23 protein-coding genes are annotated in these 22,145 nt (G+C 61.9%); 11 read left to right on the top strand and 12 right to left on the bottom strand.

All coding sequences use genetic code 11. The features are described from left to right. Positions 1 to 81: 81 nt before the first annotated feature. From MMF96_RS02745 to MMF96_RS02720, 6 genes are all read right to left on the bottom strand, one after another. The gene (locus MMF96_RS02745; protein WP_256882485.1) at positions 82 to 1,284 is read right to left on the bottom strand and encodes a hypothetical protein; all 1,203 of its coding nucleotides are present in this window, start codon (positions 1,282 to 1,284) and stop codon (positions 82 to 84) included. Positions 1,285 to 1,367: 83 nt separating this feature from the next. After that, positions 1,368 to 1,817: a hypothetical protein gene (locus MMF96_RS02740; protein WP_256882484.1), complete on the bottom strand. Its 450-nt coding sequence runs from the start codon at positions 1,815 to 1,817 to the stop codon at positions 1,368 to 1,370. Positions 1,818 to 1,931: 114 nt separating this feature from the next. After that, the gene (locus tag MMF96_RS02735) at positions 1,932 to 2,591 is read right to left on the bottom strand and encodes a hypothetical protein (RefSeq protein WP_256882483.1); all 660 of its coding nucleotides are present in this window, start codon (positions 2,589 to 2,591) and stop codon (positions 1,932 to 1,934) included. A 103-nt stretch (positions 2,592 to 2,694) separates the two neighbouring features. Continuing rightward, positions 2,695 to 3,159 (bottom strand): hypothetical protein, encoded by a 465-nt coding sequence (locus tag MMF96_RS02730; protein ID WP_256882482.1) that lies wholly within the window; start codon positions 3,157 to 3,159, stop codon positions 2,695 to 2,697. A 176-nt stretch (positions 3,160 to 3,335) separates the two neighbouring features. After that, on the bottom strand, positions 3,336 to 3,737 hold the full coding sequence (locus MMF96_RS02725; RefSeq protein WP_256882481.1) for a hypothetical protein: 402 nt from the start codon (positions 3,735 to 3,737) through the stop codon (positions 3,336 to 3,338). Continuing rightward, positions 3,737 to 4,465 (bottom strand): hypothetical protein, encoded by a 729-nt coding sequence (locus MMF96_RS02720; protein ID WP_256882480.1) that lies wholly within the window; start codon positions 4,463 to 4,465, stop codon positions 3,737 to 3,739. The genes MMF96_RS02725 and MMF96_RS02720 overlap by 1 nt, the downstream gene beginning before the upstream one ends. Before the next feature lie 218 nt (positions 4,466 to 4,683). On the opposite strand from MMF96_RS02720, the gene MMF96_RS02715 reads away from it, so the two are divergent. The 3 genes from MMF96_RS02715 (at position 4,684) to MMF96_RS02705 (ending at position 7,500) form a co-directional block, all read left to right on the top strand. After that, complete coding sequence (locus MMF96_RS02715; RefSeq protein ID WP_256882479.1) at positions 4,684 to 5,811, top strand: DNA methyltransferase; 1,128 nt, start codon at positions 4,684 to 4,686, stop codon at positions 5,809 to 5,811. A gap of 46 nt (positions 5,812 to 5,857) precedes the next feature. Further along, complete coding sequence (locus MMF96_RS02710) at positions 5,858 to 6,484, top strand: helicase associated domain-containing protein (RefSeq protein ID WP_256882478.1); 627 nt, start codon at positions 5,858 to 5,860, stop codon at positions 6,482 to 6,484. Between the two features lie 689 nt (positions 6,485 to 7,173). Then, positions 7,174 to 7,500 (top strand): hypothetical protein, encoded by a 327-nt coding sequence (locus tag MMF96_RS02705; RefSeq protein ID WP_256882477.1) that lies wholly within the window; start codon positions 7,174 to 7,176, stop codon positions 7,498 to 7,500. A gap of 30 nt (positions 7,501 to 7,530) precedes the next feature. Here the strand turns inward: MMF96_RS02705 and MMF96_RS02700 are convergent, their stop codons facing one another. The 4 genes from MMF96_RS02700 to MMF96_RS02685 all read right to left on the bottom strand — a co-directional run bounded on the left by MMF96_RS02700 (position 7,531) and on the right by MMF96_RS02685 (position 14,182). Continuing rightward, a complete protein-coding gene (locus MMF96_RS02700; protein WP_256882476.1) occupies positions 7,531 to 8,049 on the bottom strand; it encodes a hypothetical protein in 519 nt (172 codons plus the stop codon). A 347-nt stretch (positions 8,050 to 8,396) separates the two neighbouring features. Further along, positions 8,397 to 11,435, bottom strand: a complete 3,039-nt coding sequence (locus MMF96_RS02695) for a type I restriction endonuclease subunit R (RefSeq protein ID WP_256882475.1) — start codon at positions 11,433 to 11,435, stop codon at positions 8,397 to 8,399. A 22-nt stretch (positions 11,436 to 11,457) separates the two neighbouring features. Next, positions 11,458 to 12,675, bottom strand: coding sequence for a restriction endonuclease subunit S (locus MMF96_RS02690; RefSeq protein ID WP_256882474.1), 1,218 nt, complete (start codon positions 12,673 to 12,675; stop codon positions 11,458 to 11,460). After that, positions 12,668 to 14,182 (bottom strand): class I SAM-dependent DNA methyltransferase, encoded by a 1,515-nt coding sequence (locus tag MMF96_RS02685; RefSeq protein ID WP_256882473.1) that lies wholly within the window; start codon positions 14,180 to 14,182, stop codon positions 12,668 to 12,670. The genes MMF96_RS02690 and MMF96_RS02685 overlap by 8 nt, the downstream gene beginning before the upstream one ends. A gap of 187 nt (positions 14,183 to 14,369) precedes the next feature. On the opposite strand from MMF96_RS02685, the gene MMF96_RS02680 reads away from it, so the two are divergent. The 7 genes from MMF96_RS02680 to MMF96_RS02650 all read left to right on the top strand — a co-directional run bounded on the left by MMF96_RS02680 (position 14,370) and on the right by MMF96_RS02650 (position 19,077). Continuing rightward, complete coding sequence (locus MMF96_RS02680; protein ID WP_256882472.1) at positions 14,370 to 15,074, top strand: SOS response-associated peptidase; 705 nt, start codon at positions 14,370 to 14,372, stop codon at positions 15,072 to 15,074. Between the two features lie 240 nt (positions 15,075 to 15,314). Next, entirely contained in the window at positions 15,315 to 16,061 is a 747-nt protein-coding gene (locus tag MMF96_RS02675; RefSeq protein WP_256882471.1) for a hypothetical protein, read from the top strand. A 65-nt stretch (positions 16,062 to 16,126) separates the two neighbouring features. Next, entirely contained in the window at positions 16,127 to 16,870 is a 744-nt protein-coding gene (locus tag MMF96_RS02670) for a hypothetical protein (RefSeq protein WP_256882470.1), read from the top strand. Between the two features lie 187 nt (positions 16,871 to 17,057). Beyond that, positions 17,058 to 17,462 carry a hypothetical protein gene (locus tag MMF96_RS02665; RefSeq protein WP_256882469.1) on the top strand — a complete coding sequence of 135 codons (405 nt, stop codon included), beginning with the start codon at positions 17,058 to 17,060 and terminating at the stop codon, positions 17,460 to 17,462. A gap of 314 nt (positions 17,463 to 17,776) precedes the next feature. Continuing rightward, positions 17,777 to 17,905, top strand: coding sequence for a hypothetical protein (locus MMF96_RS02660; protein ID WP_256882468.1), 129 nt, complete (start codon positions 17,777 to 17,779; stop codon positions 17,903 to 17,905). A 119-nt stretch (positions 17,906 to 18,024) separates the two neighbouring features. After that, entirely contained in the window at positions 18,025 to 18,630 is a 606-nt protein-coding gene (locus MMF96_RS02655) for a hypothetical protein (RefSeq protein WP_256882467.1), read from the top strand. Between the two features lie 159 nt (positions 18,631 to 18,789). Continuing rightward, positions 18,790 to 19,077, top strand: a complete 288-nt coding sequence (locus tag MMF96_RS02650) for a hypothetical protein (RefSeq protein WP_256882466.1) — start codon at positions 18,790 to 18,792, stop codon at positions 19,075 to 19,077. Between the two features lie 86 nt (positions 19,078 to 19,163). On the opposite strand, the gene MMF96_RS02645 is transcribed toward MMF96_RS02650, so the two are convergent. Further along, positions 19,164 to 19,418 carry a hypothetical protein gene (locus MMF96_RS02645; RefSeq protein ID WP_256882465.1) on the bottom strand — a complete coding sequence of 85 codons (255 nt, stop codon included), beginning with the start codon at positions 19,416 to 19,418 and terminating at the stop codon, positions 19,164 to 19,166. Between the two features lie 155 nt (positions 19,419 to 19,573). Here MMF96_RS02645 and MMF96_RS02640 point away from each other — a divergent pair, with 155 nt between their 5' ends. Continuing rightward, positions 19,574 to 20,509, top strand: coding sequence for a DUF4238 domain-containing protein (locus MMF96_RS02640; RefSeq protein WP_256882464.1), 936 nt, complete (start codon positions 19,574 to 19,576; stop codon positions 20,507 to 20,509). Between the two features lie 109 nt (positions 20,510 to 20,618). Here MMF96_RS02640 and MMF96_RS19725 read toward each other — a convergent pair whose 3' ends face one another. Beyond that, positions 20,619 to 22,061, bottom strand: coding sequence for a DUF2971 domain-containing protein (locus MMF96_RS19725; RefSeq protein WP_256882463.1), 1,443 nt, complete (start codon positions 22,059 to 22,061; stop codon positions 20,619 to 20,621). Positions 22,062 to 22,145 lie beyond the last annotated feature (84 nt).

Raw genomic sequence — 22,145 nt, 5'->3', positions numbered from 1 at the left:
ATCGCGCAGCTCATCAGGGATGGTGACGGAGGTGACGGGCGCCAGAGTTCTCGGTGAGAGGCTCTCAAAAACGTCATCCCGTTAGGGCTCTTTGTCGGCCCACTTCTCCGTGACGGCGATGAACTCTTCAGCATTCATTTCGATTTCGGTGCCGTCGCGGTCTTTTAGCCTGAAGGTCCAGTTCTCGTGGAAGGAAACGATCCTGATCTCGCCGAACCGGCGGGAGTCACGAACCAATTTCGCGGGATGGAAGACGATGGCATCGGGGTGATCAGAAGCCCATGGGAATCGGATGCGGATCGACGGAGCACTTTTGCCTCCCTTGACCGCGCGTAAGTACGCTGACGAGAAACGCAGCTTGTGCCAGACCGCCTGCTCGGTCGCCAATGATTCGCTGGCGGTTGTCGGCCGGTTGGTGCGGTCCTCAAAGAGTTCACGGGCGGACACTGGCAGTGGGGTCTCCCCGCCGAGCAGCTTGAATTCCCATTCGGGCCCGAAGCGAATCGCCGTCGAGCCGTCGTCGTGTTCCGTGGTGAGCGACGCAGGGTGCTTGAAGTGGAGCCCCTCCCAACGGGAGGCGGTAAGCATCACGGTGACCGCCTCGCTGCCCTCCCCAGCCGCAACGTCCGCGGCTGGTACGTGAAAGGTGTTCCAGGCACCGGGTGCGTAGGTCGGGGTGCAGATGTAAGGATCGCCGGGCGTGTCCCGACGGTGGCTGCGGTCCTCGAAGAACTCGCGTGAGGTGATCGGCTGTTCGGCGCGGCCGTCGCCCACCTTGAAGCCCCAGCTGGCCGGGAACCGGAGGGTGAACGACCCGTCATCGTTGACAGCGGTCATGGTGGCCGGGTGACGAACGATGACGCCTTCCCATCGGCTGTTGACCAGCCGGAAGGCGTGGTGTGAATAGGTGGAGCTCACGTGGTCAGTGGCCGGCAGGACGACATCATTCCAGCCTGCAGAATTGAATACGGGCGTGATAGCGAAAGGCTCGCCGGGTTCTGCCAGTGGGGCGGCGCGGTCTTCATAGAACTGTTGGGCGCCGATGGTGCCGCTGCGTGTGCCGTCGGTGAGTGTGAAGTAGGAATCTGGTGCGAAGCGGAGGGTCCAGGTGCCATCGCCGTTGTCGTCGCAGCTGCGCGCCGGATGTAAAAATGTGGTTCCCTCCCAGGCGCTGTTGCGCATGGTGAAGCGTATGTGTGTGGCGGATGTTGCGACGCGGTCGATGGCCGGCAGATCGATGCCGTTCCAACTGCTTGGGTCGAAGGGTGGGAGCGCGTTGTTCATACGGGATTCGTTTTCTTGGCGGGTTGTGAGCGGGCAGACCTTCTGTGGCGGCGGGTGGTGGTCCTGCCGCCACAGAGGGTCTGCTACGCGGCTTCTGCGGCCAGTACGGGCGCCTTCTTGGCGGTCTTGATGGCCTGGATAACTTCGGTGCGGGCCTCGCCGATCCAAGCAACCTCTTCTCCGCGGCGCAGGAAGAAGCCGTCCTCGCTGCGTTTTGAGCCAATGCACAGGCCGCGAACTTCGTATATCCCATCGAGCTCGAGTGTCCAGGTACGACCGCCTGACTTCTGGGGCTTGCCGTCAGTGGGCCCTTGGTCATCATCGACGAACACCCGCTTCAAACCCCAACGCATATCAATGTCGGGGATGTGTGCGACCCAGGCGCTGGCGCCAATGCCGCCCCCGCGAATGCTCATGTAAACGCGGTCGGCGGTCAGGCCGGAGGAATCTTGTGAGCCGCGCACTTCGTTTTCGGTCCAGATTCCGTATAGCGAGAGCGTTTCGATGGCTGTGAGGGTTTGGTCGGGGGTCATGGTTGTTTCTCCTACTTGCCACATTGGACAGTGGTGGTTTGGTGTTGGTTCGGGCTGGGGGTCCCACCGGCCAAGGCGATTCGCGGCCGGGCCGATGGGACGTGACAATTGGAGTTAGTTGTCGTAGCCGTCGTCAGCGTCTTCGGGGAGCATGCGGAGTCGCGTTACGCCCATCTGCTCGAGCATGCGGCGATCGTCAAACTGCCCGTAGTTGATAACGAGACTCACTCCGGCACCGGTGAATTCCTTCCTGGTGATGTCTTTCAGACGCCAACCTTCGCCATCGCGAACCAGGGTTGCCACGATGGAGTAGTCATGCTTTACCCCGGCCGTTCTCGCAGCGGGATTTTGGCGCGTCATCGCAAGCGTGCCGGCACGGAGCCCCGCAGGAATGGCCAAGCGGTCGAGCTTGGCCTCGGCCTCTCGGGCCGCAAACAGCATGTCATCGGCATTCAACTCACTGGGCGGCGCATCGCTCAGGTGGTAGATGGCAGACTCGAGAGCTTCGTAGTTCTCTTCGGTAACGCGGACATTCTGGTACATCGTAGTGCTCGCTTCTGCCCAGATGGGCGGTAAATTGATGTTGATTCGTGGTGGTGCCTTTTCCCTACATAGATCCAGTCGTTCTAGGGGGACCCCATGTAAGAGAATCTCGAAAGAACTTTTGAGAATCTTTACGCGGCCATGAAAGCCGTAACGTCCAGCCTGGGCGCCGGGCAGACAGGGCGGCGCGTCGTGGCTATCGAGGAACGCGGCGAGCTGAAAGAGCGTCACATCGAGCCGCGGCCACGAAGGAAAAGACGTCGTCGGCGATGTTGGGGACGACAGCGGCACCACCCTGCCGGCGACGGGTCGGCGGGCAGGGTGGCTGTGGTGGTTAGCCGGCAAGATGGTCGAAGTGGTCCGCGATGGCCGCTTCTACGGCCACCTCGATCCCGGTCAAGAAGTCCTCAACAGGCGTGAGCTCGCCCGCCATGTATCCAAAATCGACGATGTAAATTTCTCCACTTGCACCATGGCCGCTGAAGCCCATGGCCGCGCCGTCCGTACCGCGGGTCACTCCGATCTCCGGAGATTCGTAGAGAGCGGTAGCGATCGCGTACCGGAGGGCCTCCTGGCAGAAACCGATACACGCAGCCCGGCAACGTTGGTGGACGTCATCGCGGGGACCGTTATCTTCGCTGCCGTACTTCGTGGCTTCGACCACGGCCATTAGCGCATCGAGCGCCGGGCGCAATTTGGTGATCGTCTCGTTTACTTTTGCGACGATGGCAGTCTCTGCCGCTACGCGGGTGGTGGGGGTGATTCCGGCCAGTGTCTGGGGGAAGGTGAGGACGTTCATGGGTGTGGCCTTTCGTTGTGGCCCGGTGGGCCTGGGTTGTTCTCTTTCGAGAGATTTCGTTTTCGTGCTTCTTCAATAAGTATCCCCATTGGGATACGTAACGTAAGATGGGACGTATAGTTCGGGCGATATGTTGTGCGGCATATCTGGCATGGCGCCCGGGGAGAGGTTCTTTTTTACGCAGCCGTGAAAGCCGTAAACGTGCTCACTGCTCCAAGCCGATCGTTCTGACCCATCTCCCGCCCGCGCACGGCGTCGGCCGCATCGAGGAGCGCTGCAGCCCATGAGACTGTGCGGTGCCCCCAAAGGGCCCAAGCCTCCATAGCTGCCTCAATCTCCCAGTGCCGCTCCTCGAGGCCGCCCTGGACCGCTTCGATCAGCAGATCAATGGAGGTCAACGCCATGGCCTCGCTCACTTCGGCCAGCAGCTCCTGGTCAACAAGCTCGGCGTGGTCGGGTGAGCCGAGGATGATGCGACCGTCCTGGACCGCGGCAAGTGCCGCAATCAGGCCGATCAGGTCGTCGGTGTGGAATCCGATGAGAGCATCGGAGAGAGAGGTGTCGGTGGTGGTAGTCATCACAGGCCGGTTTCAAATTTGCCGTAAGCTGCACGGCCACTGCGAATGACATCCAGATATGAAGAGCTCAACTCATGAGCGAATTGGGTCGTTGTAATTCCACTGGCTCTCCTCTCGAGGGCCAGCATTTGTACGCGCCCGACAGCTTCGATTGCCAAGCTTTCATCGATGGATACTATCCGCGACAATTTCCGGATAGCGTCTACCAGCCAACAGATGATCGGGAGCGTTGCTTCCGGCACGCTCTGATCATCCTCATAGACGGCATTCCACTCCGCCAGTTCGTCAATGCTAAAGGTAACCCGGGTGACCAGTTCATGAATGCGGAGAAGGTGTTCTGCGACGCGGACAGGCGGATGGCCTTCGGCGCGCTTCTGCAAGAACATGTCCTGCCCTCGCAGTACTGCTGTAAGCGCTGCCGGGAAGTCGTGATGCCCAGCATCGGCAAGATCAGTGGCGGCGGCTGCGAGCCAAGCCCAACCTGGCATCACTTTTTCGGGCAGTTCGCTGGCGCCGGGATGGAGCTGACGCAAGCTCAGGATTTCGTCCATCGTGTACATCCCTGAAATGGGGCTGTCTTCCGGAGTCACAGTGTGGATCACGGCGAACGTGGGGCCATTACGACGGCCAGCGGCTGTAGGTGCTGCGCCTCCGCGTCGCTTGCCGCCATGTGCGTACGAACGCCTCTGGGTTTGCTTGCTTTGGTTCTTGGACTGCTTCTTGCTCAAAACGCTCAACTCTTTCGTGGTGTGGTGCGCGGCCGTATGTGCCGACTCGCATTAGGCGTGTAGCGACTTCCCAGCGGTTGCCGCTGGTGCGATCCGGGCCGTCTTGCTGCCCTTTCCGCGTTTGCTAATAGCCATGTATGCGGCAGGGGACACCACTCTCACCGCTGGACGCCTCATTCGGCCAAATCGGGCTGTTTTGTGATCTAGATCATGTGTAAATGCCACTCAAACCCGCAGAACCCATCAAATTTCAAGGGCAAGATTGGTGGGTGCAACTTCATGAATTGATTCACGGCGACTCACGGGTCATGCTTCCGCAACTCGCCGCAGCGGGACATGCAGGGACGGCGAAAGTCGCATATCTGGACCCGCCATATAACACCGGCCGGACGACGCGGTTAGGCTACAGGGACTTTCGTGAAGCTTCGGCGTGGAGCGAGCTCATATCCGAGGTGGCGGCGAGCTGTCGCGAATTGCTGCGGCCCGAAGGATCATTGTGGCTGCATATCAACGACCGCCAAGCCGCACTTGTACGGTCTGACTTGAATGAAGTGTTCGGCGAGGAAAACTTCATCGGAACGGTCTCCTGGGAGAGGACCAGGCGCCCGTCGTACGCGGCGAAGCACATCGTTTCGACCGTCGACCCGATCCTGATCTATGCCAAAGACGCGCGTCAGCTGGCACCATTCACATCCGGAACCACCGAGAAAGGCAAGCGTGTCTCCCTGGTTCACAGGGGCAACCGGATCCAAACACTAACCTTTCCTGCGGGGTCGGTCCGGTTCGGAGTCCCCGACGGTCACTATTTGGCAGGCGACCACTCGACTGCGAGCGTGGCGGTGCACTTGACCGCCGACCTCGTTGTGGAGCGCGGGCGGAACGCGACACCCCTCCGCCTTCGGATACCGAGCCGCTACTCGGCAGCCCGTGTGCTGGACATGATCAATGAGGGTGCCGATTTTTCTGTACCGCAGCTGCCATTCCGGCCCTCATACACATCTCCAGGTGGGCGGTCAAAGATGGTCGGAAGTCTATGGAGCTGGCAGCTGGACCCGGAGATGCCCACTCACGAGGATGCTCTCAGGGAGCAGTCCGCCCTGGCCGCTGATGGCACCGAGCCGTTTCCTTGGGCCAAGCCGGAAGGGCTGCTCCGACGAATTATCGAACTGGCCACGGAGCCGCGCGAGCTGGTCGTGGATCCCTTCGCTGGGAGCGGAACCACAGCTGTGGCCGCTGTGCAGACCGGGCGCCGAGTGTTGGCCATCGAGGAGCGCGGAGATCTTTTCGAGAGCCACATCGGGCCGCGAGTCGCGAGGGCCGTGGGAATCTCAACAGCGCACCACTAGGCTGGGCGACAAACACGTGCCGGCGAAGAGGGGAGAGGAAGCCACCGTGCATCTTGACGATTTCTCAGCCCACCCTGAGTGGGATCAGATGTACGCGGCCGGTCTGACCGCAACCCGCATCGCTGAGCTGGTTGAGGCCCCTGTGTCCACCGTGAAGAGACACCTGGAACGGCGAAGGGCGGTCGACTCGGCTCTGGCTGCGGACCACGCTGCGGCACCGAAGACGCCGAGTGACCAGTGGAGGCGGCGGCTCGTGGAGCTGAGGGATTTTGTCGCCAAGTACGGTCGATGCCCAGCTAAATCGGGCAAGGAAGACGGCGAGACGCGTCTCTACGCTTGGCTGTCGCACCAGCGACATGCGTTCGTGGCGCAGAACTTGGGATGGCAGAAGGCCAAGGAATTGGGCGACCAGCTTGGTGATTGGGTTACCCCGGACCGTCAGCGCGAAGAAGATGTCCGCTGGCGGCAACGGCTTTTCGCGTCCGTAGAATTTGTCACGGAACGGGGGAGACTGCCGAGGCACAGGCCACCTCGGTCGCCAGAAGAAAGCTCACTCAGCATCTGGCTGCAGACGCAGCGCGGGCACGCACTCCGGGGCAAGCTTGCCGACTGGCGCCTCGATGAGTTGGACGGTCGGCTGCCGGGGTGGTGGCTGCCGCGGGGCGGGAAGTAGGCGGCAACCTTACTGCGTCATCAGCACATGCGTTTTGCCGTTGGACTGGCTCGACGGCCCATTCGACCGTGGCCCGCCGCTCTGGCATAAGGCCGGCGCCCTGGGCGGCCGCAATGAACTGCTCGACGAGTGCCGGGTCGACTTTGGAGATGGAGGCATGATGGGCCACGATAAGGCTGCGGACATCGGTGGTTGAGGCAGTGGTAGGGGCAGCGGTCGCTGAAGTCATGGACCCCATTTGTGCGGACCGGACGGAAAGTCGGCACGACCAGGGGTGCCGGCGATGCAACTTTCCTGCGGTGCGACACATAACTGAATGACGCTGCTCGTGAATTGAAGTCTCGCTTTTCATCCCGGTGCCGTCACCCGGGTCTCCATTTCCCTCAAGGGGAATCCAATAGTGCTATGGTCCAATTGAGCGACACCGGAACCGACAGGAACATCGGTTCCATTGTGGCGACCACTGTGGTCGCCAAAGAGCTCTGGCGCGGACATTCACTCGATCGGTCCGTTTGGTTAGAACACGAATCCCGCCGAATCATCCGGACGGAATTCGTGTTCTTTGATGTGGGGGTATTGATATGGAATCGGTTTTTCTTCCAGTATTGTTCACGGTTATCGGTTGCGTTGGCGGGGTTTGCCTGGTCCTCTACCTCACCCGGGGGGCGAGCAAACCGAAGGACCCCTTCATGGCACGCCAACGCCAGGTCGCGGGCGCCGTCCACAACGGCGGGCTGGGGCGGTCGGCGCCGGAAAATTTCTCCACCGGATTCCCACAATCCAACTTCGACTACTCCCAACAGATCAAGGGTCAGAGCCACCGCTCCAACTCCCTGGCCCTCGGTGTCATTGGCCTGTTCTTCCTGGGCATCATCTTGGGGCCCCTGGCGATCAGCCAGGCCAACAAGGCAGAATCCCTCGGCGTTCCCGCAGCCGCCGGGAAAGTCCTCGGCACAATCGATCTCATCGGAGGGGCACTCCTGCTGATCAGCTTTCTCGTCTACTCCATGGGATGACCCAGGGCCGGCCCCGGCCGTCACCAGGGCTTACGCAGCCGCTACTAACCCGACAGCAAACTTGCCCCGGCCATCCCGAAAGTCCGCCCACCGTGGCGGTTCCTGCCGTCCGCCGCGACGGGCCGAGCCCTTATGGGACCGGGCATCGGCAAGGAACGACTGGGCGAGGATCCACCGACCCTCGCGCTCGGAGATCCCCAGGAGCAGTTCGCCCTTGGTGACGGCCCGCGGAAAGTCCAGCAGCGCCGCGGCCGCGATCATCGCCAGGTCCGGGAACGGGGATAACTCGGCCGGGCTGAGCCGCTCGGCCAGCTGTGCCTGGTCATGCGGGTTCACCACCGACCGGCGGGTGAACATGGACAGGTACAGGATGCAGTAATTCACCTGTTCCGTGAACCCCGCGTCGCCCAACGACGCGGCCGCCGTCTCCGCCATCGCACTGCCCGGGTACGGCTTCTGGCCCAGCTCCCCGACCACTGCCTCCGCCACCTGCTCGGTGGGAGCCTCGAAAGCGTCCCGATGCTCCAGGGATCCTCGCTGATACTTCAAAATGGTGCCTCTCAACGTTGTGGCCGGCGGCCGCCGGCACGTCTCACGGGGCACGGAACGGCCCGGCGGAAACCATGCGTTGACTAGGGCGCGGGAGGGGTCAGTCGTTCTTGGCCAGGGACGCCGCACACATAGACGGTGTGGCTATTCTCCGGCGCGCGAATGAACCCATCTGCAAGTAAGCGGTGGGGACTACCAGCCATATTTCCGCGCACACGCGGGGTGTTTCCTGGAAATACAACGACTGCTACGTCGACACCAAATATTTCCCGCACACGCGGGGTGAAAGCAATGCCCCGTTCACACCGAACGGGGCATTGCTTGTTGAGGCACTAGATCATCGGTCCCTAATAGTTGGCCGCGATGTAGTTGTAGGCGTGGTCGAAGAGCCCCTCGACGCGGTGGAGCTCGTAGCGTTTGAGGACCTTGCGGACTTCCAGCCGGACGATCTTGTCGCCGCGCTGGGTCTCGCTCCAGCCGGAGAAGCTGACGGCCTTGACGATGGCGTCGATGTCGCGCACCACCTCGCCGATGATGACCGGTACTCCCGCGGGCTTGTATTCCTCGAAGATCTGCGTCAGGGCCCCGACGTTCGGGTCCAGGACATCCAGGCCGGCTTCGCCTTCTTCGTCTTCCGCTGTTTCGGCGTTGGTGAGGTCGGCGGCCAGGACGAAGATTTGGCTGAGGTAGTCGACGGAGTCTTGGGAGCGTGTGAAGGCGCTGAGTCGGATCCGTTCCAGTCGTTCGGCCAGGGACTTGTAGACGGGGTGGTCGCCGTTGGCGCCGGCGAGGCGCTTCTTGATCCGGGCTGAGATGCCGTCGACGACGTCCTCCAGGCTCACCTCCGGCTGGGTCTCACCTTCCTTCTTGGGTGGGAAGATGCCGGCGTCCTTGAGCTTTTCGAGGGTGTCTTCCTCGGCGATGACGGCGGTCATGCCGATGTTCAGGACGCCTTGGCTGGTCATGTTGGAGTGGACCATGGCCAGGGTCTTGGTGCCGAGCTGTTCCCACAGGAGGTCGTAGCCGCCGCTGGAGGGCCGTGAGGCGTCGTAGACCTTCGCGAGCCACTTGTAGTCGTCCTTGTACTGATCCAGCCGGGAATCGGGCCACAGGAGCTCCCACACGCCGCTGAGGGTGCCGAATTGGACCGCGAAACGGTCCCGGAACTTCCCTTCCGGTATCCGTTCGAATGCGGCCTGCAAGGTGGCGTGGTCGGCCACGGTCCGGTCAATGCCGACGAAGCGCGCCAAAGTGTCGTCCAGCTGCTCGGCGAACTCCTCGACGAGGCCGTCCACCTCGATCTTCTTTCGGGCCCGTTCCGGGTCGGTCGGGTACATGGCCTTGGCGAATTCGTCCCCGATGCCGAAGTAGTCGACGATGAGGCCGTATTTCTTTTCCTTGCCGGTGACGGGGTTCTTCCAGGTCCTATTGGTCCGGGTGATCGTTTGGTACAGCGTGTGCAGACGCAGCGGCTTGTCCATGTACATGACGCCCTCGTTGTCGGCGTTGAAGCCGGTGCCGAGCTTGGAGGTGACGATCAGGAATTTCAACGGGTCGTTGAAGTTCCGGAACCGCCTCAGCAAGGCGGCCTCGGCGGCCTGATCAAGTTCGTACTTGGAGTAGTCGGCGCCGCCGTCCGCCTTCCCTCCGACGGTCATGACAACGGCCGCCTCATCCGGTGTGCCGCCGGCGGCGCGTGCGATCAACTGACTGGTGAGCTCTTCCTCGTAGGCGGCACACATGGCCCGGTTGTACACGACGACCTGGGCCTTCATGCCTTGCGGGTCGACGACCGAATAGAAGTGGTCGATGATGTCGGTGCAGACTGCCTTGATGCGTTCCGGGTTGGAGACGATGACGGCCAGGGTGCTGATTTTGGAGGCGATGAAGTCCTTCTGTTCATCGTCCAGGTTTTGCTCCGCGGCCATCTTCTCGAACTCGGCGTCAATGGTGGCCTTGTCGATGTGGACGGTCACCATGCGGGGGTCCACATGCATGGGGACGGTGGTGCCGTCGGCGATGGAACGGTCGGAGTCGTAGACGCTCAGCGCGAAGCCGGGGTCCTTGGGGTCGCCATAGAGCTTGAAGGTGTTCTTGTCGCCGTCGGAGATGGGTGTGCCGGTGAAGCCGAAGAAACGGGCGTTGGGCAGCGACTCGCGCATCTTGTTGCCCAGGTCGCCTTCCTGGGTGCGGTGCGCCTCGTCGATGAGGACGATGATGTTGTCCCGTGTGCTGAGCACGCCGGCGTCCTTGAACTTGTGGACCGTGGAGGCGATGACGCCGCGGTCATCCCGGCGCAGCATCTCCTGCAGCTCCCGTGCCGTCTCCGGGGTGGCGATCCCGCCGTCGTTCGTGGTGCGGAACTGGTCCGCTGACTGGGTGACCAGCTGGGTCCGGTCCGCAATGACAATCACCGTCGGATTCTTCATCGCCCGGGTTTTCATCAACTTGCCGGCGGCGAACACCATGGCCAGGGTCTTGCCTGATCCCTGGGTGTGCTGGATCAGGCCCTGCTTGCCGCCAGGCTCCAGGACACGGTTGTAGATAGCGTCGGCCGCGTGCACTTGGGGGTAGCGTGCCAGGATCTTGAAGAACTGCGCAACGCCGTCCCTGTCGGACTTTTCGTACAGCGTGAAGTCGGACAGCATCGCCAGCACCTGGAACGGCGAAAGCAGCAGCTCGACGCTTTGCTTCACCCGCGGCCAGCCACCCAGGGTCGCGGCAGAGTCCATGGACCCCCACTGGCTCCACTTGTCGATCGGCTGCCGTACGGCGCCGTAGAAGAACTCCTTGCCGTCCGAGGCGAAGGAGAGGACGTTGGGCACAAAGAAGGCCGGGGCCTTCCGTTCGTAGACGTCATGGATGTCCTTGGCCCCCTTGACCCAGGAGACCGCGGCGCTCGTGTTCGTTTTCGTCTCCCCGACGACCAGGGGGATGCCGTTCACCCACAGGACGATGTCGAAGCGGGACTTCTTCACCCCGGGTCCGTAGGTGACCTCGTCGGCGACCAGGTAGCGGTTGTTCTCCGGGTGCTCGAAGTCGATCAGCCGCACCGGCTCATGGTACGGATGGCCGGAAAACGCCATCGCCTGTTCGCCGCGCAGCCAGTCGGAGAACTTCGCGTTCGCCTGGACGAGCCCGTCCTGCCCAGCCTTGAGTGTCAGGGTTCGCAGCGTGGCGATGACATCCGCGGCCCGGGTCGGCACGGCGGCGATCACCGGGTTCAGGCGCACCAAGGCTGCCGCCAGCTCCGACTCCAGGAACACTTGGTCGAAGCCGCGCGGCAGCGAGGCGCCGTCCTTGTAGGCCCAGCCTCCCTCCTCCAGCAAGTCCACGATGGGTTGCTGGACGGAGTTGGCCTCGTTGAAGGCTGCCGATGTGGTCAAGAAATCCCCCTGGGTGCGGTGTTTAGGCTGCGGGTTCGAGCTGTGCTGCGATGTCGACGCCGTACGACTCCGGAATCTCATGCTCTCCGGAAAGCAGAACGGTGAGAAGCTCGGAGCGAAGGGTGCGAAGGGAGGCGGCGTAGGCTGTTGCGGAGGCGGCGACCGCATCTGCTGACCTGAGTGCAGAGCCGATTTGCTTTTGGGTCTCAATCAGCGGAGCCGGAATCTCCAGCTCCATTATTGCTTTCTGGGTAAGATTTCGCATATCAGACCCCGTGGCTCTTTCCTCTATCTGATTCCTAACACCAGACGATTTGAGGCAAGCAAGCAACCAATCCGAGTCCAAGAGTCCATCCTTAGGCACGAGGCGCAGTGTCTTGTCACAGAGGAAAAGATTTGTGAAGTCCTTTGGGACGCGACAAGCTGCCCCAACGCGGCTCAGAACCCCATTTGCTCTCACCACAATGATGTCACCCGACGAGAGAGCGGACTTGGCTGGGAGATACGTATCGGGTGCAACTACCTTCACTTCATCTGACTTGAAGCCTGCTACACCCACTGCGCTAACTTTGAGGACCGCCCTTTCCGATCCAGAAGGGGTTCGCTCTTCACCAGGCGGACTCTTGCCTGCGTCGATTTGACTCAAGACTTCACGGAGTCTGACGGGGGGCCCGGGCAAAGCGCCCGCAAGGGCTAGGTAGCTGTGTCGAGCTGCACCACTAGCCCCATCCGCCGCCTCGATCGCCTCGTCCAGTGACCCGATCAGGTCAACGATGCGCTGCTGCTCTTCGAGAGGTGGGAGATCGACCTCATACTCAGCGAATCGTTGTTCCTTCCAGCGACTGCGGCTTTTCGTCGTTCCAACACACTCGGCTGCCACATCCGCCCAAACCGTGGGTTGCTGGAAGTGCAAGCGCAGGTATTCGGGCAGGGCACATGACGAGTCCACGTCGAAGACGGGAAACTCATTCGAGACAACACCATCGGCAAATCTCTTTGTCACGAGCGCGAAGGAGCCCTCCGTAGCGAACATTCGGTTGTAGATGAACTGCCCCTCGCGTACCCGGTAGAGCGAAGTCGCTTTCATGTCCGAGCCCAGCTTTGGTTCGCGGGAGAACACCCCTTCGGCGTACCACTTGACACCGAGGTTCTTGTAGACGCTGCCGGGTTCAACCTTGAACTTGTCGATGTGTTGCTTGGTGACGTCACCGAGCCGAACCCGACGCCACCCCTCACGCATCGAAACCCGCCGCCTTCAGCTTGGCAGCGAGCACGGTCTGCGCCTTGAGGAGTTCTTCCTGGGCGGCGAACATGGCTGCCAGGGCGCCCTTGACGTCGGACTCGGCAGCGGCTTCGCCCTTGATGTAGCGGCCGATGTTCAGGTCGTGGCCGTTGTCGGCGATCTCGTCGATGTGGACGAGCCGGGGGTTGAGGCCGCTGCCGTCAATGCCGGCGCCGTATTTGTAGGCGGCGTCGATGGCGTCAACGTTCTTGTCTGACAGCGTGTTCTGGTTCTTGCCCGGCTGCACCTGGCTGGAGGCGTCAATGAACAGGACCCGGTTCTTGCGCTCTTCGGGCTTGGTCGCGCGGAACACCAGGATGCACACGGGGATGGACGTGGCGTAGAACAGGTTGGTGGGCAGGCCGATGACCGCTTCGAGGAGGTCCCGTCCGAGAATTTCCTCGCGGATCTTCGCTTCCTGGCCGCCGCGAAACAGGACGCCGTGGGGCATGACGACGCCGACGCGTCCGGTGCGGCGCTTCATGGTGGCGATCATGTGCTGGATCCAGGCCCAGTCGCCGTTACCCTTGGGCGGGACGCCGCCGACGGCGCGGCCGTACGGGTCAGTGGCCCATTTGTCGGCACCCCAATTCTGGAGCGAGAACGGCGGGTTGGCGAGTGTGACGTCGAACTTCTGCAGTTCGGCCCCGTTGAGCAGCTGGGGGTTGGAGAAGGTGTCGCCGCGGACGATCGTGAAGTCGTCGAGCCCGTGCAGGTAGAGGTTCATTTTGGCGATGGCCGATGTGGTCAGGTTGATCTCCTGCCCGTGGAGGCGCATGGTGCGCGGGTCGCCGCCGTGCAGCTGGACGGCGTTCATTGTTTCCACGAGCATGCCGGCCGATCCACAGGCGGGGTCGGCGATGGATTCCTTCGGCTGAGGGTCCAGGATCTTCACCAGCAGATGCACCACGTGTCGCGGGGTGAAGAACTCCCCGGCTTTCTTGCCGGAGGCTTCGGCGAATTCCCGCAGGAGGTATTCGTAGGCGGCGCCGAGCATGTCCCCGGAAACGGTGTCCGGGTTGAGGGTGACGCTGTGGAAGGATTTGAGAAGATTCTTGAGCGCCGTCGAGGGGAGGCGGTCTTCGTTGGCCCAGTTGACGTCACCGAAGACGCCGGCCAGCCGTTCCGGGTTGGCGGCCTCGATGCCCTGAAGCGCGTCGCGGAGGGCGGCGCCGACGTTGCTCGTGGTCTCGAAGACGTCGACCCAGTGAGAGCCCTTCGGAAGGTCGAAGACATGATAGTCGGCCTCGATCTCGTCGGTGAGGTCGTCCTCCCATTCGGCGACTGCTTCGGCGTGCTTGAAGTCCCAGTTGTCACTGATCCACTTAAAAAACAGGACCGGGAAAACATAGGCCTTGAAGTCGCCCGGGTCGACGGGCCCGCGGAGCGCGTTGGCGGCCCTCCACAACGTCTGCTCCAGCTGTTGCTGGGTGAGGTGATTGGGTTCAGTTGTAGCGAGAGTCAAAGCTGGTCCATTCAGTCGATCAGTGCAGTAATACCTGCGGGGCAGCCCTATGCGCTCCCGGTCTCGTATGCGGCGCGGGCCAGCCTCACTTGAGAGTGTATGCGCCGATCTGCTGAAGTGAGAATGCGACCCGGCCCTGACACTCGCACCCCTACCCATCCTCAACGCCCCCACCTAGACTCGCCGTATGTGCGGGAGATTTGTAGTTGCCAGAGCCACAGCTGACCTCGTCTCGGCCTTCGACATCGACGAGGTCATTGGCGACGACCTGCGGCCGAGCTGGAACGTGGCGCCGACCCAAGCCGTGCGAATCGTGACGGGCCGCGGGGCGGACGGCGAGCCGTCAAGGCGCCTGGAGACCGCGCGGTGGGGGCTGGTGCCCGTGTGGGCCAAGAGTCGGAGTGTCGGGTCGCGGGCGATCAATGCGCGCTCGGAGACCGTGTTGGAGAAGCCGACGTTTCGGTCGGCAGCCGTGAAGCGACGAGCCCTGGTGCCGGCGGACGGCTACTACGAATGGGAAGTAACGGCGGGTGGCGGCAAGATTCCGACGTACCTGCACCCGGAAGACGACGGCCTGCTGGGCTTCGCCGGTCTGTACGAATTTTGGCTCGATCCCGAGGTGCCGGAAGGCGAGGACAATGAATGGCTGTTGACCACGACGATCCTGACGCGGCCCGCGGCCGACGCCTTGGGGCACATCCACGACCGCATGCCGGTCATCGTGCCGGCAGGCGATCTGCAGTCCGATTGGCTGGACCCGGCGCTGACCGACAAGAGTGAGATTCGATCGTTGCTGGATGCGATCCCGGATCCGGTACTGGTACCGCGGGAAGTGGGCAAGGCTGTCGGTAATGTGCGGAACAACGGGCCGGAGCTGATTGTGGGTGTCTAATGACGGAGGCTAAATCCTCTCCCCATTGCTCAACGGACCGCACGCACCATTTCAAGTGCCGCTTTGTCCAGGCGATCGAGTAGATTGAACCTGCATTCTAGACAAATCATCATCATCACTTGGGGGACGACCATGAAATCGAATTTCGGCATACTTGGGGCAATCGTATTAGTGGTTTGTCTAAGCTCATGCTCTGCAGGATCACAGACAGAAAGTCACGGGGCCCTGTCTAGCAGGCCAGTGGCCACAAAAGAGATGGCTAGGTCTATGCCTGATCTAGTCGGAAATCCGCTAGGTGAGGGCGTCGCTGACATGGCCTTTTCAGAAATTTCGTTCACCATAGTAGACCCGGACGGAGCCGTATTCGAAACGCGTTACCCCCGGGAAGGGATTGTCACCGCGCAGAGCATTGCAGCGGGAGCCAGAGTAGGCGCATCCGAAAATGTCCAGGTTACCGTTGGCGTCAGTGTCAAAGAGGCGAAAGCCGCTTTCGACGCGGCGGACGCAGCGGCCGCCAAGAAGGCTGACGCCGAAAAAGAGAAAGCTGACGCAGTCGCAAAGAAGGAAGAAGAGGCCGCCAATAAGGCGTCCGAGGACGCCAGTAAGGCGGCCGCGGACGCCGAGGCTGCTGCGACGAAACGTGCCGCCGCAGAAGCCGCCCAGGCAAAACGAGACACAGAAAAAGAGATCACCTACATCGTCGAAGCCGACGGTCCGATTGATGGAATTACCTACTCAAATTTCGTGGGAAACAAGAATGGCCAGGAGAGCGACACGGTTAGCCGTACCGGCCCCATCGTGAAGAAGTACAGATTCGATGGTGACGACTTCACGAGTGCATATGGATTCTGGTCGCTGGGGGTCGGCGCTACGGCCGGCGAAACGACGACGTCGATAACTTGCAGAATCCTGATGGACGGCACAGAGGTGTCAAAACAGACATCAACAGGCGCATACAGTCTCGTTCTCTGCAACGCAGGAGGCTAGTACCCAGCGGTGAAGCACGACTACCGAACTGGTCCCCGGCGGCTGCCACCTCTTAGAATGGCCCCATGCAGGCATACCAGGGCAGCCACCGAGCGCCTACGGACGACGGCTACTCGAACCCGATCACCAGCCTCGCAGCTTCCTTCGGCCCGGACGTGTACACGCACCCGGAGTTCTACGGATCCGGCGAGTCAGATCCGGAAACCATGCGGCAGCTGTCCATCGCAAGAGACAACCCCGCGGCCACCGTCCGGATCTACCGGGCTCTGCCGCCCGGCCTCAGCACGATCAACCGCGGCGACTGGATCACCCTCAGTCTCCAATACGGGCGTCGGCACTCCATTCAAGACGCCTCCGAAAAGAACGACTGGCCGGTCATCTGGGCGGACGTGCCGGCCACGACCGTGTTCACTGACGGGAACGACTTGGCAGAGTATGGCTATGACGGCCCGGCAGTTGAAGGGCGTGTGGTGGGTGTGGACGGTGGACCAGGTGAAATTGAACCTCCGGTGCATGGCATCTGGGCCGACCGGACACCCGAATACCACGCGGCCAGCCAGGCGCTCATCGACGGAACGGCCCGTGCGAAGCTGGCTGCCGGCTTTGCGGCCAGCGGGCTGACTACCGTTGAGTTGGCGGCGAGGGTGGGCCACACCGAACGCATTGCCAGACGCGTCGTCGCCGGTGACGAGATGCTCGGTGAGGGCACAGTTGCGGCTTACTTCAAGGCCATGGGCGTGAAGCCTGACCAGGCGGCCGTGGAGGCGTACAGAGCTGAGCAGGACGTGCTGCGGAGGATGGCAGGGTAGCTAGAATTTACCCTGCCCGCGGTACTTGCACGGTAAATTCGGACTACCTTCGGCTGTTCTTAGTCTGAGCGAGGTAATTCCTGACTACCCTGGGCGCTCTCCGCTCCTGCCTGCCGGGTAGTTCAGAATTACTTAGCCCGTTATTACAAGAGTCGCCCTGTGGGTAATTTCAAATTACCGTGGAAGCATGACGAACGATCTGGATGACCTCGACTTCGGCGAGATGCCTGCACCTCCCAACCTCAAAGATGACCTCGCGCCAATACACGGCCTCGTGGACGGGGTGCGCGCCGCATCAATCCTGCGGCTGCCAAACGCCAATCGTGTGAGTATCTGGCTCGCGAAGAAGGCCAAGCTGCTCAGGGAGGGTTCCGAGCTCACCCCGCTGCTCGCCAAGCTGCCCGGGCCGGTCGGCTACCTCGGCGGCTCGGCCGTCTTCACCGAGCAGGCGATCGTCGATTTCGGCATTGCGACCGGCTTCATCGAGCCCGGTACCCACGAGCTCACGGGCGAGTGGATCGCCGCTGCGGCGCCAGCGAAGCCCGATGCCCTGGATGACTATTTCAGCCCTGCGGACGATGAGCTCTTCTGAACGCCTGGCGCCGCTGCACACAAGACCCCGTCACTCGCAGCGTTGAGCTGATCGAAAGCGAGGAGGACGGCGATGGGAGGGACGGAAGATCGGCGTAGGGCGATGAACCGGCTCGATTTAGCGGGCGTGGCGTCTCGGATGTCGACGTTTACCTTCGCCGCTACCTCACCCGGTGCGACCAGATGAGGACCGTGCAGCGCCCCCTCGCGGCTGCCACAGCCGCAGCGGCCGGCATGGCCCTCGGCCTGGTCGAAGAGCTTGTCGAGAGCCTGCAGCGGGATGCGGAAGTGGCGGTCACGCCTTAGGAGCTGATCGTGCGGGGGCACGTGGAAGGGGGCGATCGTGGCCAGTTGATCGAGGTGCTGGCTGTGTTTGCCTACGACGATGAAGTCGTGGTCCCATGGCCGCTGCAGTGCGTCTCCAGCTCCAGGGAGGCCTTGTAGCGGGCCTGCACCCTCCAAGGCCTCCTGATTCGGGATGAGCTGGCCGAGGCGGTGCGGCTGCGGGGCTGCTTGAGCAGGCGGAGGAGGGAGGACGTGAGGGCCGCAGCTAGGATGTCGGCATGTTCCTCGTTGATTTTGTCCGAGTTGTGGGTGTCGCCTTCGGGCTGTGGGGCGCGATTTTGACCGTGCCTGGTGCAGCCAAACGGGTTGGCAGAGACTTCGCGACGCTGAGCCGAAGGGTCTGGGCGTGGGTGCGACGGCGCCAGTCGGTGAATGTGCACGCAGGCGCAGCGAGAGGAACTGTCACCTTCGGTACGCCAATAGCGATAGGGGAGAGCCGACTTCCCTCCCCGTTGGCGGGTGAGGTTGGCGCCCAAATTGAGCAGCTGCGGGCGTTCGCGAATGGCTTGGCAGGGAGAGTCACCGCGCTGCAACGCGATCTGGCCGAGCAAATCAACGCGCTGCGGCACTCTCTGGATGCATTGCGGCTTGCTCATGACGCCGCAATGACGAAGCTGGAAGCTGAGCGGCGACAGGCGGATCAGAGTACTTTGACGATCAACGCTCGGGGACTTCCGCTGATCGGGTTATCGATTTTGCTGAGCGGCTTGCCCGATACCTGGATCGTGGGCCCGTGGGTAGCCTGGTTCTTACTGGCCTCGGCGGCGTTACTGACCATCATTACAATCGTGCGACTCCTGCGCCCGCAACTGTTGGATTCTTGATGCGGCTCGGTTCGGCGGCACCGATTTTTGATCGATCGCCGCCGGGCGGCAGCGGACATCATGGCCGCGCGCCGGGGACCCCGAACCGTCTACGCATGGGGTAGGGCAGCCCGGAACAATCCGGGCCGGAATATCCGCACTAAGCCCTTGGAGGCCACCTTGAACACCCAGCCCGACACCAGCACCGACGCCGTCTTCACCGCCCAGGAACTGATCACCCAGGGCGCCGCCTACCGCCCGGCCCGCCAGTCGACTGAGGCCGAACTGCCCGACGGCGTCTGGCTCGCAGCCACGGCCCTGGAGATCTCACACCTCACTGGGATTACCGTCCAGGAGGCGGCCGAGGTCGTGAGCCGCAACCAGGCCCTGGCCCTCGCCAGCCGCCAGGCCGGCGCTTCGCTCTTCCAGGTCGCCGACCACGCGGTCGCCACCCGCGAAGCCGCATAGTCGCCCCAGGCAAGCGCTTCGCAGAAACGGCCCGCGTCCCATAGGGAGGCGGGTCGTTTTTTTTGGGGGAGGGGTGGGTGGAGTTGTCAGGGGGGTGGAACGAGGCCCTGGGCGGTGAGGTAGTGGACCGCGGTGGTCGTCGCATTGGCCAGGAGAGTGCCGTGCTTGTCATTGAAGGACTTCACGAAGTCGAGCGGCAGGTTGTTGATGAGCCCGTGGAGGGCCAGGCACCGCTCCGTATACGTCTTGGCTTCGGCCAGCGGCAGCCGGGCTGAGGCAGGCAGAGCGGGCTCTGCAAGGAGTGCGGCAATAGCATCGGCGGGGATTGGCGATTCGGTCATGCTTTCACGGTAAGCCTGGACACCGGCTGGCGTCGATGGGCCGGAGCAGCGGACTCTTATGGTCGAACGAACTCGGGTCGGCAGGCCGGACCCGTTTCGGACTGCTCCGGGCGGACTGCCTTGATTTGTGGCCTCTGGCGGGGTACAAATTCAGGGTGACCGCCAAGATTGTCAAGCAGCACTACGTGTCGAGGGCACTGATAGCTCGCTTCTCCCAGGATCCCCGGATGAAGAACGGGTCCGTTGGACAAGTGGACGTCAGCTCTGGCCGCGTGTTCCCGGCCCGCCCGCCGGGCTCAGTCGGGTTTGAGCACCACTTCGTCAAGTTTGATGGGGACCGAATGGAAAGCCTGTGGGCGACGGTCGAGAACCCTATGACGGACGTTTTCGTCGCGCTGCTCCGGGGCCAGCCCGAATCGCTCCGAGCAATGAGACCCCAGGTCAACGATTTCGTGGCCCTGCACTTCGCCAGAAGCCTTGAAGCCCAGCGGATCCATGCCGACACGTTGGCCGAGGTCGAAGCGCGCACACGAGCCAACATAGACCTGCAGACGAGGCTCGCCGAGCTGAAGTACGGCCTAGACCTGGCAAAAGCACCATCGATCCTGCAGGAGATGGCTGATGCCGTTCTCGACCCGATCCAGGCCCTCGAGGAACGGGGTGAGCCCTTTCAGCAATGGATCGAGGATGTATTCCAGAAAACTCGGACATACCTCACGAACTTCAGTCTTTCGATCCGGCCCGCACCGATCGGCACTGAGTACCTCTTGGGCGACTGCCCAGCGATTGGAATTGCCCCGGGGATGGATCCGCGGAGACGCCCGCCTCTGCTTGATGCCAAGGCGCTAATTCTCCCATTGACGCCGAGGTACGCTGCCATGGCTTATCCGTCCGAGCGCGGCGACCCTAGGTTCTCAGTGGACGTAGCGGACGCTGGCTTCGTGGCTTCCTTGAACCGCGCCCAGATAGCGCTCGCCCACAAGAGGGTTTTCTACAGGCCCGGCAGCGGACACGAGGTGACCGTGCGCCGCTACCTTGGGCTCGATGGCAGTTGGCGAAGCGCCGATGTGAATCGCACAACGCCGCGCTAACTGCGATTTGACCCCCACGAATCGTAATAGCGGATTGGTTACTACGATTTGTGGCGGTGGCGAACGTGCGTGGGCCTGACAAATGACGGGCGTGGGCCTCCGCGCACTCTCACCCTCGAAATGGCTGCTTCGACTTGTTTACGTTCCGACTGGCGGGTTCATACCCCCGCTGCCGGAGGAGGCCTTGCATCGTTCTTAGGATCCCGTCGTCGGGAATGGGCGAGCACCAAAGGCCCTTAATTGGCAAAGGGCGATCACCTTCCGCGGAGGATGTCATGGCGTGCAAGACGGCCACGATGGATTTTCTGCCATGCTCGTAGTGGACGGGATCGAATGTCGTGTAGTTCGTCGATATCCATCGAACTTCACGCTCGTCCTTGAATGCCTCGTGCTTCATTACCGATGCCAGAATGACTGCCTGCTTCCGCAACTCTGACACCAAAGCCGAGCGGTCCTTCGCAGCGGTGTTTTTTACGTCCTCGATCGCGCTCTGTATGAAGGCCTGCGCGAGTTTTTGCTTGTCCGGCATCTTGTAGGTTACGCGATACCAGCCGCTTATCAGAGGGATGTCTTCCCTCAAGTGGCTGTCATCGTCGTCCGCGTCGACGTAAAGCCCGTCGGCGGATAGTTCAACCGAAGCATCGATGCCAATCGCAAAGCCGTCCCCGTCGGCGTAATTTCGCCACAAGGTCAAGCTGTCTCTTTCCATCGAAGCAGAGATGTAGTAAACATCGGTGATGATGCTATCGACGAAGGTCTTGTCCAGCACAGATGACAGCACCTTCTCCAATGACGCCCAGTTGTCCGAACCGCTCCGCGCAGAGCTCTTCGACAATGCCGCCTGCTCGGCGAATGCATCCCTAATGACGCCGAAACCGTGAGTCATCTCGGAAGCGTCATTGAGGTTCTGGGGGTTTGACGCCCAGAGTTGCCCTGTCTCAAGGATGGAGAGCAATGCGTGCCCATTCGTGTAGTGCCACACCGGCCAATTTCTACGGTAGCGAAGCTGCTTATCGGTGGTCAGGAACGCCTGGGTCTTCGTCGCAAAATCTGGCAGCAACGCGCCACGCGCGGCACTTGTGAGGACAGCCACCATAGCCGCGATGCTAGCGGCCGAGGGAGTCAGCGAACTGAGTACTGATCGGTCCACTGATTCCCCAACGTTGCGGAGTGCATCACGAAGTCCGCTGGGCAGTGCAGCGCCTGCAGCTGCCATCTGAGTAATTGACCAAGCGGAGGTCGCCGGGGGAGAAAGGGCGGCGATGTCCCGGATCGTCTTTTGGAAATCGCGAAGAGCGGGTGCAGCCTGAAACGCCAAGACACTGTGCGCGATGCTTGACGCTGCGTCGGCACGCATCCACGGTTGGGAGACCATACTCCGAAACTGAGCGAGCACCTCTGGCGTGAGCTCACGACTAAGTGCGACCTGGGAAGAGAGTGACGGCGGTTCCTTCTCGCGTCCTTCGAGGGCTTTGTTGGCTTCCTCTCGTTCCGGCGCCGACTTCCCGGGCTCTGTCTTGGGTTCTGGCTTGTCCTCGGTGTCGTCCCTCACGGCCCAAGTATCCCACTGAGCGATGACATCGGGCTGTTGCGCCGCCCAGTCGTCGCGCTTGTGCCGCGTTGCTAGCCCTTCCGG

The sequence above is a fragment of the Arthrobacter sp. STN4 genome (assembly GCF_024539665.1).
Lineage (GTDB): Bacteria > Actinomycetota > Actinomycetes > Actinomycetales > Micrococcaceae > Specibacter.
This window is presented reverse-complemented; position numbering and strand designations above follow the sequence as displayed.

What these genes read in the sequence shown, in the direction of transcription:
- MMF96_RS02705 (WP_256882477.1), top strand. Translation starts at nt 7,174, where the DNA reads ATGGCACGCCAACGCCAGGTCGCGGGCGCCGTCCACAACGGCGGGCTG.
- MMF96_RS02645 (WP_256882465.1), bottom strand. Translation starts at nt 19,418, where the DNA reads ATGACCGAATCGCCAATCCCCGCCGATGCTATTGCCGCACTCCTTGCA.
- MMF96_RS02725 (WP_256882481.1), bottom strand. Translation starts at nt 3,737, where the DNA reads ATGACTACCACCACCGACACCTCTCTCTCCGATGCTCTCATCGGATTC.
- MMF96_RS02740 (WP_256882484.1), bottom strand. Translation starts at nt 1,817, where the DNA reads ATGACCCCCGACCAAACCCTCACAGCCATCGAAACGCTCTCGCTATAC.
- MMF96_RS02745 (WP_256882485.1), bottom strand. Translation starts at nt 1,284, where the DNA reads ATGAACAACGCGCTCCCACCCTTCGACCCAAGCAGTTGGAACGGCATC.
- MMF96_RS02730 (WP_256882482.1), bottom strand. Translation starts at nt 3,159, where the DNA reads ATGAACGTCCTCACCTTCCCCCAGACACTGGCCGGAATCACCCCCACC.
- MMF96_RS02665 (WP_256882469.1), top strand. Translation starts at nt 17,058, where the DNA reads ATGACGAACGATCTGGATGACCTCGACTTCGGCGAGATGCCTGCACCT.
- MMF96_RS02655 (WP_256882467.1), top strand. Translation starts at nt 18,025, where the DNA reads ATGTTCCTCGTTGATTTTGTCCGAGTTGTGGGTGTCGCCTTCGGGCTG.
- MMF96_RS02680 (WP_256882472.1), top strand. Translation starts at nt 14,370, where the DNA reads ATGTGCGGGAGATTTGTAGTTGCCAGAGCCACAGCTGACCTCGTCTCG.
- MMF96_RS02690 (WP_256882474.1), bottom strand. Translation starts at nt 12,675, where the DNA reads ATGCGTGAGGGGTGGCGTCGGGTTCGGCTCGGTGACGTCACCAAGCAA.
- MMF96_RS02670 (WP_256882470.1), top strand. Translation starts at nt 16,127, where the DNA reads ATGCAGGCATACCAGGGCAGCCACCGAGCGCCTACGGACGACGGCTAC.
- MMF96_RS02715 (WP_256882479.1), top strand. Translation starts at nt 4,684, where the DNA reads ATGCCACTCAAACCCGCAGAACCCATCAAATTTCAAGGGCAAGATTGG.